This is a genomic window from Microcoleus vaginatus HSN003, assembly GCF_022701255.1.
Classification (GTDB): domain Bacteria; phylum Cyanobacteriota; class Cyanobacteriia; order Cyanobacteriales; family Microcoleaceae; genus Microcoleus; species Microcoleus vaginatus_B.
Window position 1 is genome coordinate 2406523 of record NZ_CP031705.1, and the last position, 14993, is coordinate 2421515.

Here is a 14993-nt window from a genome sequence, read left to right on the forward strand (position 1 = left end):
GTTAGTGAGAGTGGAGGTAAGCGGACTCGAACCGCTGACTTCCTGCGTGCAAGGCAGGCGCTCTACCAACTGAGCTATACCCCCACTAAGCAAGTTCTGATTTTGATTGTCTGAGTCCTGAATTAATCATTGATTATTCATTACTCATTACTTAAAATTCATCACTTTTTTTCCAGGTGGGCCATCCTGGATTTGAACCAGGGACCTCACCCTTATCAGGGGTGCGCTCTAACCAACTGAGCTAATAGCCCGCGAGTTCCGAACCAGTTAATAGTTTGAAAGCTTTGACATCTATTCCTCGAACGACCAGGGATGACTGATATTGACCTATTGTTTAGGTTCGGTCGAGTATCAGATGGTCTCCCTAAAAGGAGGTGATCCAGCCACACCTTCCGGTACGGCTACCTTGTTACGACTTCACCCCAGTCATCAGCCCTGCCTTCGGCATCCTCCTCCTCGAAAGGTTAGAGTAATGACTTCGGGCGTGGCCAACTTCCATGGTGTGACGGGCGGTGTGTACAAGGCCCGGGAACGGATTCACCGCAGTATGCTGACCTGCGATTACTAGCGATTCCGCCTTCATGCAGGCGAGTTGCAGCCTGCAATCTGAACTGAGGCAGGGTTTACGGGATTAGCTCGCCCTCGCGGGTTGGCTGCCCTCTGTCCCTACCATTGTAGTACGTGTGTAGCCCAGGACGTAAGGGGCATGCTGACTTGACGTCATCCCCACCTTCCTCCGGTTTGTCACCGGCAGTCTGTTTAGAGTGCCCAACTTAATGATGGCAACTAAACACGAGGGTTGCGCTCGTTGCGGGACTTAACCCAACATCTCACGACACGAGCTGACGACAGCCATGCACCACCTGTGTTCGCGCTCCCGAAGGCACTCCTCTGTTTCCAGAGGATTCGCGACATGTCAAGTCCTGGTAAGGTTCTTCGCGTTGCATCGAATTAAACCACATACTCCACCGCTTGTGCGGGCCCCCGTCAATTCCTTTGAGTTTCACACTTGCGTGCGTACTCCCCAGGCGGGATACTTAACGCGTTAGCTACGGCACTGTCCGGGTCGATACAGACAACACCTAGTATCCATCGTTTACGGCTAGGACTACTGGGGTATCTAATCCCATTCGCTCCCCTAGCTTTCGTCCCTGAGTGTCAGTTATGGTCCAGCAGAGCGCCTTCGCCACCGATGTTCTTCCTGATCTCTACGCATTTCACCGCTACACCAGGAATTCCCTCTGCCCCTACCATACTCTAGCTGTTCAGTTTCCACTGCCTTTCCGAAGTTAAGCCCCGGTCTTTGACAGCAGACTTGAACTGCCACCTGCGGACGCTTTACGCCCAATCATTCCGGATAACGCTTGCATCCTCCGTCTTACCGCGGCTGCTGGCACGGAGTTAGCCGATGCTGATTCCTCTGGTACCGTCAGGTTGCTTTCACAACTTTCTTCCCAGAGAAAAGGGGTTTACAACCCAAGAGCCTTCTTCCCCCACGCGGTCTTGCTCCGTCAGGCTTTCGCCCATTGCGGAAAATTCCCCACTGCTGCCTCCCGTAGGAGTCTGGGCCGTGTCTCAGTCCCAGTGTGGCTGATCGTCCTCTCAGACCAGCTACCGATCGTCGCCTTGGTGGGCTTTTACTCCGCCAACTAGCTAATCGGACGCGAGCTCATCTTCAGGCTATAAATATTTTCCCTTTCGGTACATCGGGGCTTAGCAGTCGTTTCCAACTGTTGTCTCCGTCCTGAAGGCAGATTCTCACGCGTTACTCACCCGTCCGCCACTAAGTATTTCTACTCCGTTCGACTTGCATGTGTTAAGCAGACCGCCAGCGTTCATCCTGAGCCAGGATCAAACTCTCCGTGTTGTTGAGTTTTTTGGCTTTCGTCAAGTTCTTTCCACTCAGCCTTTCACCGCTGGTTTTTTTCCCTTGACATTTTTCTCGTTGTTTGCGATATTGAGTATCAGCTCTCGCTTCTACTCTCGATCTTAATTTTTTGACGAGGTTAATAGTGCTTTAAGCTTTCAAACTATTCTTTTTTCTAGGTTCAGTTTTATGCCTTTAGTTCGCGGTTGTTTGAACCGCCTCTCTTCTGGCGCTTTATTAATGTATCAACTCTCCCCAGAGTTGTCAAGCGTTTTGCCAAAATATTTTTGACTTTTTTTTGAAGCTATACACTGTAAGGGTTTTGGCTCTTACACCGCGCTCCGACATCCGCTGGCTCAATCCTCTTTTCGGGAAGGAGTCTTTTTTTTTGCAAGATGGGACTTTTGGGGGGAGTATCTACCACGCATGGGTAGAATATCTCTACGTGTAGATGTTCTATATATAGATGTTCGATCGCCCGCTCATGAAAAAACCTGCCCCTGGCCCTAGTGCCTTGTTCGTTACCTGCGCTTCACTGCTGATCGCTTGCAGCCAGACAAACACTCCCCAGACATCGACTACAGTATCTCCAGGTACTTCGCCATCTCCGACAACTTCGCCACAGGGTTCGGCTGCGGGGAACTCTACCGCTATTCCCGTTGGGGTTGGGGTGGCGCAAACTAGCAATGTGGCTTTGCTCGGTCAGGAACAGGTGGCTGGGGCGAAAATTGCTGAGAAGTATTTCAACGATAAAGGCGGTGTGGATGGGACGCCTATTAAACTGGTGTTCCAAGATACTGGTGGAGATGAACAAGGGACTATTAATGCTTTTAATACTCTGATCAATCAGGATAAGGTCGTGGGTATTGTGGGGCCCACCCTGTCACAACAAGCTTTTAGTGCCGATCCGATCGCCGATCGAGCAAAAGTTCCCGTACTCGGGCCCTCCAACACCGCTAAAGGCATTCCCCAGATTGGCGATTATGTGGCCAGAGTCTCCGCGCCTGTGGCAGTGGTAGCACCTAATGCAGTTAAAGCTGCACTGAAGCAAAATCCCAATATTAAGAAAGTAGCTGTGTTTTTTGCTCAGAATGATGCTTTTAGCAAATCTGAGACTGAAACTTTTCAGACAACGGTTAAAGATATGGGACTGGAATTGGCAACAGTCCAAAAATTCTTGACTACTGATACAGATTTCCAATCTCAAGCTACTAACGCGATCAATGTCAACCCCGATTTGATAATTATTTCCGGGTTGGCCGCCGATGGAGGCAATTTAATTAAGCAATTGCGGGAGTTGGGTTACAAAGGCGCGATCATTGGGGGCAACGGTCTGAATACTTCTAATGTATTTCCTGTTTGTAAAGCACTCTGTGATGGAGTTTTGATTGCCCAAGCCTACAGCCCGGAATATGAAAATGAAGTTAACAAGGCTTTTCGCGATGCTTATCGCGCTCAATTCAAGAAGGAACCGCCTCAATTTAGCGCTCAAGCTTTTACTGGCGTACAAGTTTTTGTTGAGTCATTAAAGGCAATTAATGCTAAGTCTAAGGTTAGCGAAAAGCCGTTGGCAGAATTGCGTACAAATTTGAATCAGCAGTTGTTGGATGGTAAGTACGATACGCCTTTGGGGGAAATTTCTTTTACGCCTGAAGGGGAGATAAATCAGAAAGAGTTTTATGTGGCACGGATTAAGATGGAGGCGGATGGCAATAATGGTAAGTTTGAGTTTTTGAAATGATTGGAGAGGAAAGTTCGGCAACAGATTCCTTCGACGAATTTAACGGATGTCGGGAAGACCGAAGAAGTAAGAGGAAAGAGGGAAAATCCGTGACGTATTTGCTGTTGAATGATTTTGGTGTGATGCTCAATTTTTAACGGGTGATGGACTTAACTCTGTTTTTGCAACAATTTTTGAATGGTTTGTCGATCGGCAGCGTGTATGCTATTTTTGCTCTGGGCTATACGCTGGTGTTTTCGATTTTGGGAATTATTAACTTTGCTCACGGTGCAGTATTTACCTTGGGTGCTTATTTCACCTATGCGCTGATGGGAGGGACTTTCGGTTTTAATGGGTTGTGGGCTAATGCTAGAATTCCCGTGGACTTGCCTTTTGCTGTGGCGTTAATTTTGGGCAGTGTCATGGCTGGTGTAGTGGGAGTAATTGTGGAACGAGTTGCTTTTTTGCCTTTGCGTCGCCGACACTCAGATTCTCTGCTAACAGTGGTTTCTAGTTTGGGTGTAGCAGTAGCGATCGCTAATATCATCCAATATCTTGTAGGTGCGGAGATTTACACTTTTCCTGCTAACACTTACGGCTATTTGCCTGCTGCAATCAACTTCGGTACAGCGGATAAACCGATTCCAATTCGGAGTGTTCAAATAGTAATTTTTGCGGTATCAGTTGCGATTGTGGCTGTCTTAACTTACTTAATAAATTTCACTAAGTTTGGCAAAGCAATGCAGGCGGTGGCTGAAGATGCTACTACTTCTAGTTTGTTGGGGATTGATACCGATCGATACATTGTATTGACGTTTTTTGTGAGTAGTTTTCTGGCTGGTTTGGCGGGGAGTTTGGTGGGTTCTAGTGTGAGTATTGCTGGGCCGTATTTTGGTATTGCTTTTGGTTTGAAGGGTTTGGCGGTGATTGTGCTTGGGGGTTGGGGAGTATTCCTGGGGCGGTTTTGGGTGGGTTTATGATTGGTTTGGTTGAGGCTTTTGTGCCTGGTGATTTTTCGGCTTATAAGGATGCTGTTGCTTTTGCCATATTGTTTATTATGCTATTGGTTAGACCGCAGGGTTTGTTTGGACGGCGTTTGATTCAGAAAGTCTAGGCTGATTTGCAGGACATCTCCTAAGCCAAGACGGTTTTGAAAAGGGAAAACGGGTTTCCAGCAAAGACTATAGCTAAACCAGCCCGTATCAACTGTTGTGGAGTTTTATATCCTTACCTATAAAACTTATTCATACCTCAGAGGCAGTTTGATGAATTCGGAAGTTCCATTAATAGTAAGCGATCGCCTTTTTTTACGATTAGCCACTCAAGAGGATATCGGCAAAATAATTAAATTTTACAGAGACAATCAAAGGTTTTTTACTCCGTGGCACCGACAGTGGGCGGAAGAATTTTTAACGGAAAGTTATTGGAAAAAACAAGTAGAGAAAGATTTCCAAGGCTTTAAATCTGACAGATCTTTAAAGCTATGGATTTTTGAGAAGGATAATCCTGAGTATATTGTCGGTAACGTTAATTTTGATAATTTTGTACGAGGTGCCGGTCATTTCTGCTTTTTGGGATATAATCTGGCAGAAGCGCAACAAGGTAAAGGTTATATGAGTGAATCTGTGCGAGTTGCAATTCAATATGTTTTTGAAGAGTTAAATTTACATCGCGTTATGGCAAATTATATGCCTCACAATCAGCGTAGCGGTAATCTACTTAAAAGATTGGGATTTGTGGTGGAAGGTTACGCTAGAGACTATTTGTTGATAAATGGTCGGTGGGAAGACCATATTCAGACTAGCTTAATAAATCCCAATTGGAAACCAAGCTAACCCGATTTTCCTTAATAACTTCTAATCTAAAATATCTAAAATCAAATGGCTACCTTTTTTACTACTTATGGGTTTCTGATGGTCTCGATGTTGCTGGGTGCAATGTTGGGAATGTCGCTGTATTTGCCTTTAATGACTGGACAGTTGTCTTTGGCTAGTCCTGGCTTTTATGCTTTGGGTGGGTATATTGCGGCGATTTTGTCTACAACAGTGTTTCAAACGACAGGCAGTTTATTTCCCCTGTCACTGCTGTTATTAGAGATGATAATTGCAGGGGTTGTTTCAGGGTTGCTGGGTATTTTGGTGGGAATTCCGGCGCTGCGGTTAAGTGGGATTTATTTGGCGATCGCAACTATTGCTTTTGTGGAAATTTTGCGGGTTTTATCGCTGAATCTAGATATCACTGGCGGGGCTGTGGGCATTTTTGGGATTCCGCAACCGTTTGGGACGCCGATCGAGTATTTGTGGATTGTACTACCTTTACTGTTGGTAAGTATGGCGATTGTTTATCGGCTGGAACGGATTCGGGTGGGTCGGGCTTTTGCGGCGATTCGGGCTGATGAGTTGGCGGCTGATGCGATCGGCATTAACCCAACTTTTTATAAAGTTTTGGCTTTCACGTTAGGTGCTGTTTTAGCTGGTGTTGTGGGTGCAGTTAGTGCCCATTTTCTGAATACTTGGAACGCCCGTCAAGGGACTTTTGATGCTAGTATTATTTACTTAACTTCTGTGTTGATTGGTGGTAGCAGAACGTTTCTGGGAGCAGTTTTGGGTGGGATGGTGTTTACTGCTTTACCGGAAGTTTTGAGGGGAATGGCGACTATTCAGGGATTACCGATTTGGTTGACACAATTTCTGCGGGATGGGCGGTTAATTATTTTTGGGTTGCTGATTGTTTTAGGGACGATATTTTTTCCGCAAGGTTTGGTGACGCCGGAGTTGTTGAAGAGGTTTAAAAAGGGCGATCGTACTTCTATTTAAAAGTTATAAATCCTCAGGGATTTCTGGCAAATATCGCGCGCCGTACAACATTTTTTACAAGCTTTTTTCGTCAATAAGAACTTTATTCCTTAATACAAACAACTTGGAGTGTGGGTAATTAAACAAACATCATATTCTGCCAGATCTTAATAGTTTTGTCACTGCTGGCACTAGCCAAAAACTCTCCTTCCTGGCTAAAATTAACAGAATAAACCGAGTTATTATGACCCGCAATATTAAAAATTTCTTGGCCGTCTTTCACTCGCCAAATCTTAATAGTTTGATTGCTGCTGCTAGCCAGAATCTCGCCATCTGGACTAAACGCAATAGAATCAACATACCAAGAATGTCCTGTGATAGTTAAAACTTCTTGCCAATCTTTAACCCACCACATTTTAATAGTATTGTCATGGCTGCCGCTTGCCAAAAACTCTCCATTTGGACTAAAAGCTATGCAGCGAACGGAGTCTGTATGACCTGTAAGTGTGCGAATTAGCTTCCCATCTTTAACTCGCCAAATTTTGACTGTTCTGTCCCAACTGCAGCTAGCAAGAGTTTCTCCATCAGGGCTAAAAGCAACAAAATAAACTAAATTGGTGTGACCCGCAAGCGTGCGAATTTCTTGCCCGTCTGTGACTCGCCAAATCTTGATTGTTTTGTCCCAACTGCTGCTAGCAATCAGAGTGCCATCGGGACTGAAAGCTGCCCCGTAAACTGAGTTACTGTGACCGAAGAGGGTGCGGATTTCTTGTCCATCTTTCATCCGCCAAAGTTTGACAGTTTTGTCGTGGCTGCTGCTGGCTAGCATCAGTCCGTCGGGGCTAAAAGCTACTGTATAAACAGAGTTATTATGACCTGTAAGAGTCACTATTTCTTGCCCGTCTTCTACTCGCCACAGCTTGATTGTTTTGTCATCGCTGCCACTGGCTATGACTTCTCCGTTGGGGCTAAAATCAACAGAGTAAATTAAGTTTTTGTGACCTGTTAGGGTGTGAATACATTGCCAGTTATAAGTTGGCTGTTGCGACGGTGTGGGTGTTGGGGCCGGTTTGACTGGCTGGGAAATTTTTTGCGGAATTGCTAGGTCGATCGCGGATTGGGGATTAATTTGTTTTAATACTTCAACAGCCGTTTGATAGCGGCGGTTGGTAGCATTTGCAATCATTTTATCTAAGATTTTGCCTAGTTGTTCGCTGACTGGGTTGTGCGCTAAATACTGTCGCCAGATCCAGGCATCTTCACCAGGATCGAACAGGTCAAAAGGGGAAACTTGAGTTAGCAAATACAGACAGGTTACGCCTAAACTGTACAAATCGCTGGTAAAAAATGCTTTGCCTCGGGCTTGTTCGGGGGCAATGTATTCGGGGCTGCCGATGCTGGTTCCTGTTTTGAGTAATGCTGTACCTGTGGCAATTTTTGCGGCGCCAAAGTCTACTAAAACTAATTGTTTGTCGGCGCGGCGGATGATGTTTCCGGGTTTGATGTCTCGGTGAATAACGTTGTGAGAATGGATGAAGTGAAGGACGGGTAATAAGCTATTGAGTAAGTCTTGAATTGGATTTTCTGTAAATGTGCCTTCTGTTTCTACAATTTGTGCTAAATTTTGCCCGTCGATAAATTCTTGGACTACATATTGTCTGCTGTCTTGGATGGAATAGGCTAATAGTTCGGGAATTTGAGGGTGTTTGCCCAATTGGTCTAATCGCATTGCTTCTTGTTCAAAAAGTTGGGCTGCTTTTTTGCTGTTGCGATTGCTTGCTGAGGGGATAAGTTGGGTTTCGGCGGGTAAAAATTGTTTGATGACGCAGCGAGGTTTTGAGGGTTTGTCTTCGTCAACGGCGAGGAATGTTCTGCCAAAACCGCCTTGTCCGATCGCCTTTATAGCGCGGTAGCGATCGCGCAGCAGCAATTTTGAACGGCAATTCCTGCAAATTTTGGCTGCGGGAGGGTTTTGCGGCTTGGAACAGTTGGGGTTTAGGCAGTAACTCATTCGATTTTAGATTTTAGATTTTAGATTTTAGATTTGGGATTATGGATTTTAGATTTTATGTTTTTGAATATTTGCACTAGGCAGTAAATATTATATCTCTTGTCAGACTCTATAAAATTTATAGAACTTATTCAAACAGTGGTTCTACGCGCTACTTATAGGGGTAAGGTGCGCGATCCGGCGCACCCTACATATAGAGGTTTTTCTAGTCCTGAATTAACTCTTTTAGAAATTCCACATAACGGGGTTATCGTCTAAATGATCGGTGACGGTGCGCCCGATCGCGTCAATTTCTTTTAATTCCTCTTCACTCAATTTTACCTCAGCAGCTTTAGCATTTTCGGCTGCTTGTTTCCCGTCGCGCGCGCCGACAATTGCATTTGTTTGTGGCTGGCAAATCAACCAAGCTAAAGCTAAGTTGCCCAAGCTTGTCTGGTGGCGATCGGCAATTGGCCGGAGTTGATTTAAAGCTGTTTGCACTCGGTCGTAATTTTCTTTGATAAACAGCTTATTTTTGGCGCGATGGTCGCCTTCTTCAAACTTGTGTTCTGGCCCGAATTTACCTGTCAATATTCCTTGAGCTAGAGATGAATAGGCAATGATTGAGATATGATTGTCCACACAATAGGACATAGCATCTTTTTCTACCCAGCGCCAAAACAGAGAATATGGCGGTTGCAAGCTGTCGATGCGTCCGTATTGGGCCGCTTCTTCTATTTGGGCGCGGGAGAAGTTGGAAACGCCGATCGCGCGAATTTTTCCCTGTTCTTTTAACTTGTTCAGGGCGTCCATTGTTTCTGCAATTGGCACTAACTCCGAATTCCAAGTGCCAGCGGGCCAGTGGATTTGATAAAGGTCGATATAATCGGTGTTGAGGTTTTTTAGCGATCGATCGCAGGCTTCGATTAACAAATCGGGTTTCAGGTGGTTGGCGAAAACTTTGCTAGCATAAACTACTTGCGATCGCACATCTGAAAGTGCTTGACCGATAATTTGTTCCGAATGCCCTTCTCCGTAAACCTCAGCCGTATCAAAGGTGGTAATACCTGCCTCAAAAGCCGCGCGCATTGCTTTGACAGTTTCAGCATCCTCAATTCCCACCCACATCCGCTTCCCAGCTTGCCAAGTCCCCATAATTATCGGGGTAATCTGAATTTGTGATGTCCCCAATTGTCGCTTTTGCATACCCTAAGTCCTCATTTATATTTTTAGTATTCACCCTCAAGCTCTCTAATCTTAACAGAAAAAAGTTGGGTAGTCATCCACAGTAATGATATCGTTTTCTTATGCACTAATTATAGTGATGTACAAAGTTAAAAATTGCCCTAATATGGTTTTGCAGTTTTTTTTAGAAAGACAAAGTTTTACGAACCAAACGAGAAATCTGCTGCCGTAAAGTATTATTAGGTCTTTCAATATAAGTGGTTTTACCCGATTCTTTACCTACAGGTCGATGTCTTTTAAAAGGTAGCATTTCTGAATAAAATCCCCAAAAATGAGTATAACAAACAGCACATTGTCTATAGACAGGAGGTAAAGATTGCCAGAACTTGGACGCCGATTTTTTTGAGCGGTCTCCAATATAAAGTCCAACAATTTCACGGGTATTTTGATCTAAAACTATCCCGATTCATTGCTTTTTTCGCTGGTTTTTGACAAATGACCACATTTCATCTAGCTGTAAGGTCAACTGACCTTTCGGTTTTTTAATCACCAAAATTTCTTGGGAAATTTCGGCATACTTTTTATTTACATAATTCTGAAGCCAGCGAATAGATACCCCGTAGCTCTAGCAATTCCGGCTCAAGAAATTTTTTCTAAAATCAGTCGCTCAATTAAGGCTTTAGTATAGGAGTGAAATCCGCCTATAGTGAGAATTGTCCATAAACTGACGACTACAAGTTTTACATTTAAATCGCTCTTTCCCGTAATAAGTCTTTCCATTTTTAATAAAAAATTTGCTTGGACAATTAGGACATTCCATACTTTTTCATCGGAAATTTATGTTGATTTAATATTAAACCCTTACTGTGCATCACTACCTAAGTCTCATTACCCTACTTAATATTTTGTTGCATACTTATAAATTTGCCCACCGACCTACTTAAAAAGCTTATTTTATGTAAAAATCGGGACATTTTAGTTGCAAAATAGAATTTTGGGCTAGCAATACCTCAATCCCTTCTAGGCTAGCTCCACACTACCTTGTAAAGCAATAATTTAATCCTCTAAAATCACTTTTGCATCCGGTGTTGCTTGAGAATTTTACCGGGACTGACAAATGAAATGCCCTGCGAAGAAGAGGTACTAATCATGACAGCTTCAATGACAGGCTCATAAACTGTTTTTTCTGCAACCCACTCCACAATAAAGTTGGCACCTGACCCTCCACTTGTATCCTCTGCTGCAATGAAGAATTCTGTAGAAGCAAGTGGCTTGAGTTCTACTGGACTCTTAATGTCCTGCCTAATCAATTTTCCATCCGTATCGTAGTAACGAACAGAAGTGATAATAATCGAATTTGTCAGATCCGTATTGCGGATACTGAGCGTGGCTGACAAATTCATGACCTGTTCCTGACTATTGTAGTGATAAATATGCGAGTAAATAGGGACGTATACGGTTTGTCCCATCACCACTTTTGCCTGATCTAATGTGACTGCTCTCAGTGAGATTTCACGTTTTGTATCAGGTTGTTGTCTTTGTGAGGTAGTTTGGTCTGAACAAGAGCTCAGGACGATCGCCCCGATCGCCCAACCAACCCAGAAATGCTGTTTCAGCTTCATCGGCATTCATCCAAATACACCACATACATTGCAGTTACGTCAACAGCAGAGTGAACCGTTTCCTGTAGACTAAAACCCTATTTAATCTGTCAATTTCTATGAGGAAAGCAAGTTTATCGGTTAAATTACCCCTTGAAAACTCTATTTTTTAACGGGCAAAGCCACAGGCAAGCTGGTCTTTGTCAACGATCGCAATGCTGTTACCGAGTTTTAATAACTGTTGGGCTAGCCCCAGCCGCATCATTCCGGCTCCACCAATTAATATTTACAGGATTTATTGTCACCTCAAAAACAAACATTATAGAACTACATACTACAAGCATTTCTCTTCCTTGAGGTGGCTTAGTGATAAGGTTTGAGCGGCAGTTCAACCTGGAACGTTGAGCCGAGGCCCAGTGCACTCGTCACCTGTATTTGTCCGGTGTGTGCCTTGACAATTTGTTGGACGATCGCTAACCCCAGCCCAAAGCCTCCGCTCTCGTGCGAGCGATCGGTGTCTACTCGATAGAAGCGATCGAAAATATAGGGTAAGTCCGCTTCTGGAATACCGATTCCCGTATCGATTATCTGAATGACTGCCAAATTGGAATCAAGAACTAGGCGTATCTTTACAGTTCCGCCAACGGGAGTATATTTACAAGCGTTGTGAAGCAAGTTTTCGACTACTTGCCGTAGCAAATCAGGGTCAGCCAATAATTCAATCCGTTGTTCCGGTGATTCGCAGGTCAGTTTGATATTTTGGGCTTCTGCAAGTGCCAGAAACTGGGTTGCTAAATTGCTGAGGAACTCGTTGAGATTGATTAATCTGAGCGACTCCGGCGCAAGTCGCCCCTGATGACGAGCCAACAGCAGTAAATTATTCACGAGCGCTCCCATTGATTTTGCGCTATCTACAATGTTTTCTAAGGCAGGATGGTAACGAGAATCATCAGCCGCGATGAGCAAGCCAAGCTGGGCATTAGTGAGAATTGCAGAGAGGGGCGATCGTAACTCGTGAGAGGCATCGGCTGTAAAGCGCTGAAGCTGCTGATAGGCTTGCCGAATCGGTTGCATAGCCAGCCCACTGAGAAACCAACCTGTGAGGGCAATTAAGCCCAGTGTCAGCGGGACAGCGAGAGTTAGGACAATCTGAAGCTGAGTGAGCCTGTTTTGAGTTTCTGTCAGGGGAGTTGCAACCTGAAGATAACCGAGTACCCCTGTTCTACCTTCAACGGGTAATGTCACCTGACGCAGCCAGATTCCTTTTCCCAAAAGTGGATCGGTCGATCGAACCGTGAGATAACCAAACGGCGTATTTAACTGCTCAGGAGGAGAATCCCCAAAAAAACGAACGAGCCGCCTTTGTGCGTTATACCAGCGTACATAAATCAGATCTTCTGCAAGGGGATGAGACCCACTGCCTAACAAGGGCACATGACTCAGATCGACCTGGTTCTGGTTTTTGCGAACTTCATAATGTACGCTGGCAGCCATCACTCTAGTTTTGTCATAGAGCAGTCGATCGAGTGCCTCCAATTTATCTTTTACCTCAATCCGGTAAATCACCCCCGCAAACAGCACGAGAATACTTCCCATTGAGAGGGTGAACCAACGAGCCAGATTGCGACGACTTTGATTAAACATGACTTGCCTTCACAATCATCACTTGAGAGGGGAACTGAGGCGATAACCCCTACCGTAAATGCTCTCAATCCAGTCTGCCGCTCCTACAGCCTGCAAGCGTTGGCGGAGTTTGCGAACTAGAACAGTGATCGCATTGCTCTCTGGTTCAGTCCCCCATTCCCACACCGCTTGTTCAATCTGATTCCGAGTCAAAACCTGTCGAGGATGACGCATAAAATACTCCAACAACTGAAACTCGCGACTGGAGAGGGAAACGGTTGCACCTTGTCGCTCAACGGTAAGAGTATCGAGGTGGAGGTGTAGATCCTCAAGGTTGAGCGTATCTCCTTGCCAAAGAGGCGATCGCCGTCTTAATGCCCGCACTCGTGCCATGAATTCAACCAAATCAATCGGTTTCACCAGGTAATCATCTGCACCTGCGTCTAAGCCGGTCACTTTTTCAGGCGTGGTGTCTCTTGCGGTGATCATCAAAACCGGAGCTGTTTTCCCTGCTGCCCGATATTGACGACAAAGATTTACGCCACTGATATGTGGCAACATCCAGTCCAAAATCAACAAATCATATTCTTTTTCTGATAACAGCCACTGTGCCGTCTCTCCATCTTTTACCCCATCCACGCTATGTCCTGCTTGAGCTAGTACCGTTTGCAGCGGCATCAGTTGCTTTGGGTCATCTTCCACCAGCAAAACTCTCATATCTCGGCTCGCTTCCTTCGCAGCTTGCAGTTTTCAGCATTAGAGTTTGAGGCGATTCGCGCATCTTCTTTAAGCTAGATTTTAGGATAGAGCAAGTTGTATTAAAGTGCAAAAAGATAGTAAGAGCCTCAGAACGGATGGGAAAGAATAGCTGATGATTAGACGTTGGCTGCAAGCATTAGGCGCAGAATTTTGGTTGCCATTGCCGTTTGTGGCGATCGCGTTTTGGGTTGGTTCCAGTTTCCTAATGGCTCAAGAATTACAACAACCCCAGATCGCAAAGAATAAACTTCAGGCAGATACCCAGCTTAAAGCCACGGTGTCTGTCAATATATTGCTGATCAATGCGGTGATTAACCGAAAACAAGGAACAACCCAGGTTGCGGTAGAAACAGCAGAACCCATTTTGAAGCGATTGGAATTAGAATTGCCAATGACTGACGCAACCCAGATAGAGGCAGCGATCGCGCAAGAACTCCAGTTATCACATCAAAATGTTCGCCAGTTAGTTCGTTACGAGATCGTTGAATAAGTTTATTGTTTCAATATTGCGATCGCATCCAGTCAAATAAGGTTGCCAAATCCATAGGTTTGCTGGCTGCGATCGCGCAATTTTTTAAGTGGCAATAAGGGCCAAATGGTCTTGCCACTTCACTGTGTTAAGAACTACTGAGTGACGATTTCGTTATTGAGCGAAATATTGCTGCAATTTGCCGAGCAATTTGTTCGGTCAATGCTTTTTGTTCTGCCGTTTGAACGCGCCCTGTTAACACAATCGAATTATCCCGATCGTCTGCGTCCAAATCGAATGGATCGAGGGTGCGATCGGACTCTAAGGCATCTTCTAGGCGATCGGCAATATCGTCCATGTCTTGATTCTGACCCGTCTGTGCGGTCGTGGTTGCAGGCGCCGAAGCGGTTGGAGCCGTAGTATTTCCAGTGGCAGTTGTGGGAGCAGAAGTAGATGGAACAGTTATCTGTGAAGTATTGGGGGGGTTGCAAGCACCTCAACCCAAAATAGCAACAGTGCTGACGCTGATTCCTTGCACCAATAGCTTTAATAGTTGCATATTCTTTATTGGTTTTGTTTGTTGTAAAACGCAATTTTGCCGATAAAACTCAGGATGAAGTCTTTGAGCATTTCAACTTAAAAAGTGAATGTACTATAATTCATCTATCAAAAGTAATGCTTTTTATATCTATTCCGGCTGCGCCGGAATGATATCAAATCCGCGCTTCATCGTCGGGCGTAAAGTTGAATCAAGCTGCCAACAAATAATTCGCGCAATTTTCATTTTTTTGAGTCACAGTCAACAGTCAACAGTCAACAGTCAACTAACGTTTGCAAGTCTATAAGCTATCTCAATCGGTTCCCGGCATAAGTATAGGAAGCAAATGTGATCCAAATGTGAGTAACAGAAATCAGTCCATCACTTTTACCTCACATTTATCAATGACGCTAGAAACAAGACGAAACAACAGAGAAGCACTTGGC

13 protein-coding genes, 2 tRNA genes, 1 rRNA gene and 1 pseudogene are annotated in these 14993 nt (G+C 44.8%); 6 read left to right on the plus strand and 11 right to left on the minus strand.

Translation table 11 applies throughout. The annotated features are described in order from the left end of the window. Positions 1-11: 11 nt before the first annotated feature. The 4 genes from D0A37_RS10295 to D0A37_RS29440 all read right to left on the minus strand — a co-directional run bounded on the left by D0A37_RS10295 (position 12) and on the right by D0A37_RS29440 (position 2554). Positions 12-84: transfer RNA gene (locus tag D0A37_RS10295), tRNA-Ala, on the minus strand. A gap of 93 nt (positions 85-177) precedes the next feature. Then, positions 178-251 (minus strand) — tRNA-Ile (locus tag D0A37_RS10300). A gap of 116 nt (positions 252-367) precedes the next feature. Beyond that, positions 368-1867 (minus strand): 16S ribosomal RNA (locus D0A37_RS10305). A 456-nt stretch (positions 1868-2323) separates the two neighbouring features. Further along, the gene (locus tag D0A37_RS29440; RefSeq protein ID WP_445242514.1) at positions 2324-2554 is read right to left on the minus strand and encodes a hypothetical protein; all 231 of its coding nucleotides are present in this window, start codon (positions 2552-2554) and stop codon (positions 2324-2326) included. Here D0A37_RS29440 and D0A37_RS10310 point away from each other — a divergent pair. The 5 genes from D0A37_RS10310 to D0A37_RS10330 all read left to right on the plus strand — a co-directional run bounded on the left by D0A37_RS10310 (position 2538) and on the right by D0A37_RS10330 (position 6403). Beyond that, the gene (locus tag D0A37_RS10310; protein WP_445242515.1) at positions 2538-3608 is read left to right on the plus strand and encodes an ABC transporter substrate-binding protein; all 1071 of its coding nucleotides are present in this window, start codon (positions 2538-2540) and stop codon (positions 3606-3608) included. The genes D0A37_RS29440 and D0A37_RS10310 overlap by 17 nt on opposite strands. Continuing rightward, positions 3605-3745, plus strand: a complete 141-nt coding sequence (locus tag D0A37_RS10315; RefSeq protein ID WP_242723825.1) for a hypothetical protein — start codon at positions 3605-3607, stop codon at positions 3743-3745. Before D0A37_RS10310 ends, D0A37_RS10315 begins: the two co-directional genes overlap by 4 nt. Positions 3746-3751: 6 nt before the next feature. Further along, positions 3752-4567, plus strand: a complete 816-nt coding sequence (locus D0A37_RS10320) for a branched-chain amino acid ABC transporter permease (RefSeq protein WP_242723827.1) — start codon at positions 3752-3754, stop codon at positions 4565-4567. Between the two features lie 285 nt (positions 4568-4852). Further along, positions 4853-5422, plus strand: a complete 570-nt coding sequence (locus D0A37_RS10325) for a GNAT family N-acetyltransferase (RefSeq protein ID WP_242723829.1) — start codon at positions 4853-4855, stop codon at positions 5420-5422. 45 nt (positions 5423-5467) lie between these two features. Further along, positions 5468-6403 carry a branched-chain amino acid ABC transporter permease gene (locus D0A37_RS10330; RefSeq protein ID WP_242723830.1) on the plus strand — a complete coding sequence of 312 codons (936 nt, stop codon included), beginning with the start codon at positions 5468-5470 and terminating at the stop codon, positions 6401-6403. A 118-nt stretch (positions 6404-6521) separates the two neighbouring features. Here D0A37_RS10330 and D0A37_RS10335 read toward each other — a convergent pair whose 3' ends face one another. The 6 genes and pseudogenes from D0A37_RS10335 to rppA all read right to left on the minus strand — a co-directional run bounded on the left by D0A37_RS10335 (position 6522) and on the right by rppA (position 13498). Next, on the minus strand, positions 6522-8393 hold the full coding sequence (locus tag D0A37_RS10335; RefSeq protein ID WP_242723832.1) for a serine/threonine-protein kinase: 1872 nt from the start codon (positions 8391-8393) through the stop codon (positions 6522-6524). A gap of 225 nt (positions 8394-8618) precedes the next feature. Continuing rightward, on the minus strand, positions 8619-9578 hold the full coding sequence (locus D0A37_RS10340; RefSeq protein ID WP_242723834.1) for an aldo/keto reductase: 960 nt from the start codon (positions 9576-9578) through the stop codon (positions 8619-8621). 166 nt (positions 9579-9744) lie between these two features. After that, positions 9745-10377, minus strand: a pseudogene (locus tag D0A37_RS10345) (IS1 family transposase); the annotation flags it as partial. A gap of 250 nt (positions 10378-10627) precedes the next feature. Further along, complete coding sequence (locus tag D0A37_RS10350; RefSeq protein ID WP_242723835.1) at positions 10628-11179, minus strand: DUF3124 domain-containing protein; 552 nt, start codon at positions 11177-11179, stop codon at positions 10628-10630. 342 nt (positions 11180-11521) lie between these two features. Further along, positions 11522-12802, minus strand: coding sequence for a sensor histidine kinase (locus tag D0A37_RS10355; protein ID WP_242723837.1), 1281 nt, complete (start codon positions 12800-12802; stop codon positions 11522-11524). An 18-nt stretch (positions 12803-12820) separates the two neighbouring features. Next, entirely contained in the window at positions 12821-13498 is a 678-nt protein-coding gene (gene rppA / locus D0A37_RS10360) for a two-component system response regulator RppA (protein WP_242723839.1), read from the minus strand. A gap of 154 nt (positions 13499-13652) precedes the next feature. Here rppA and D0A37_RS10365 point away from each other — a divergent pair, with 154 nt between their 5' ends. Continuing rightward, positions 13653-14030 (plus strand): hypothetical protein, encoded by a 378-nt coding sequence (locus D0A37_RS10365; protein WP_242723841.1) that lies wholly within the window; start codon positions 13653-13655, stop codon positions 14028-14030. 127 nt (positions 14031-14157) lie between these two features. On the opposite strand, the gene D0A37_RS10370 is transcribed toward D0A37_RS10365, so the two are convergent. Further along, on the minus strand, positions 14158-14367 hold the full coding sequence (locus tag D0A37_RS10370) for a BON domain-containing protein (protein WP_242723843.1): 210 nt from the start codon (positions 14365-14367) through the stop codon (positions 14158-14160). Between the last annotated feature and the right edge of the window lie 626 nt (positions 14368-14993).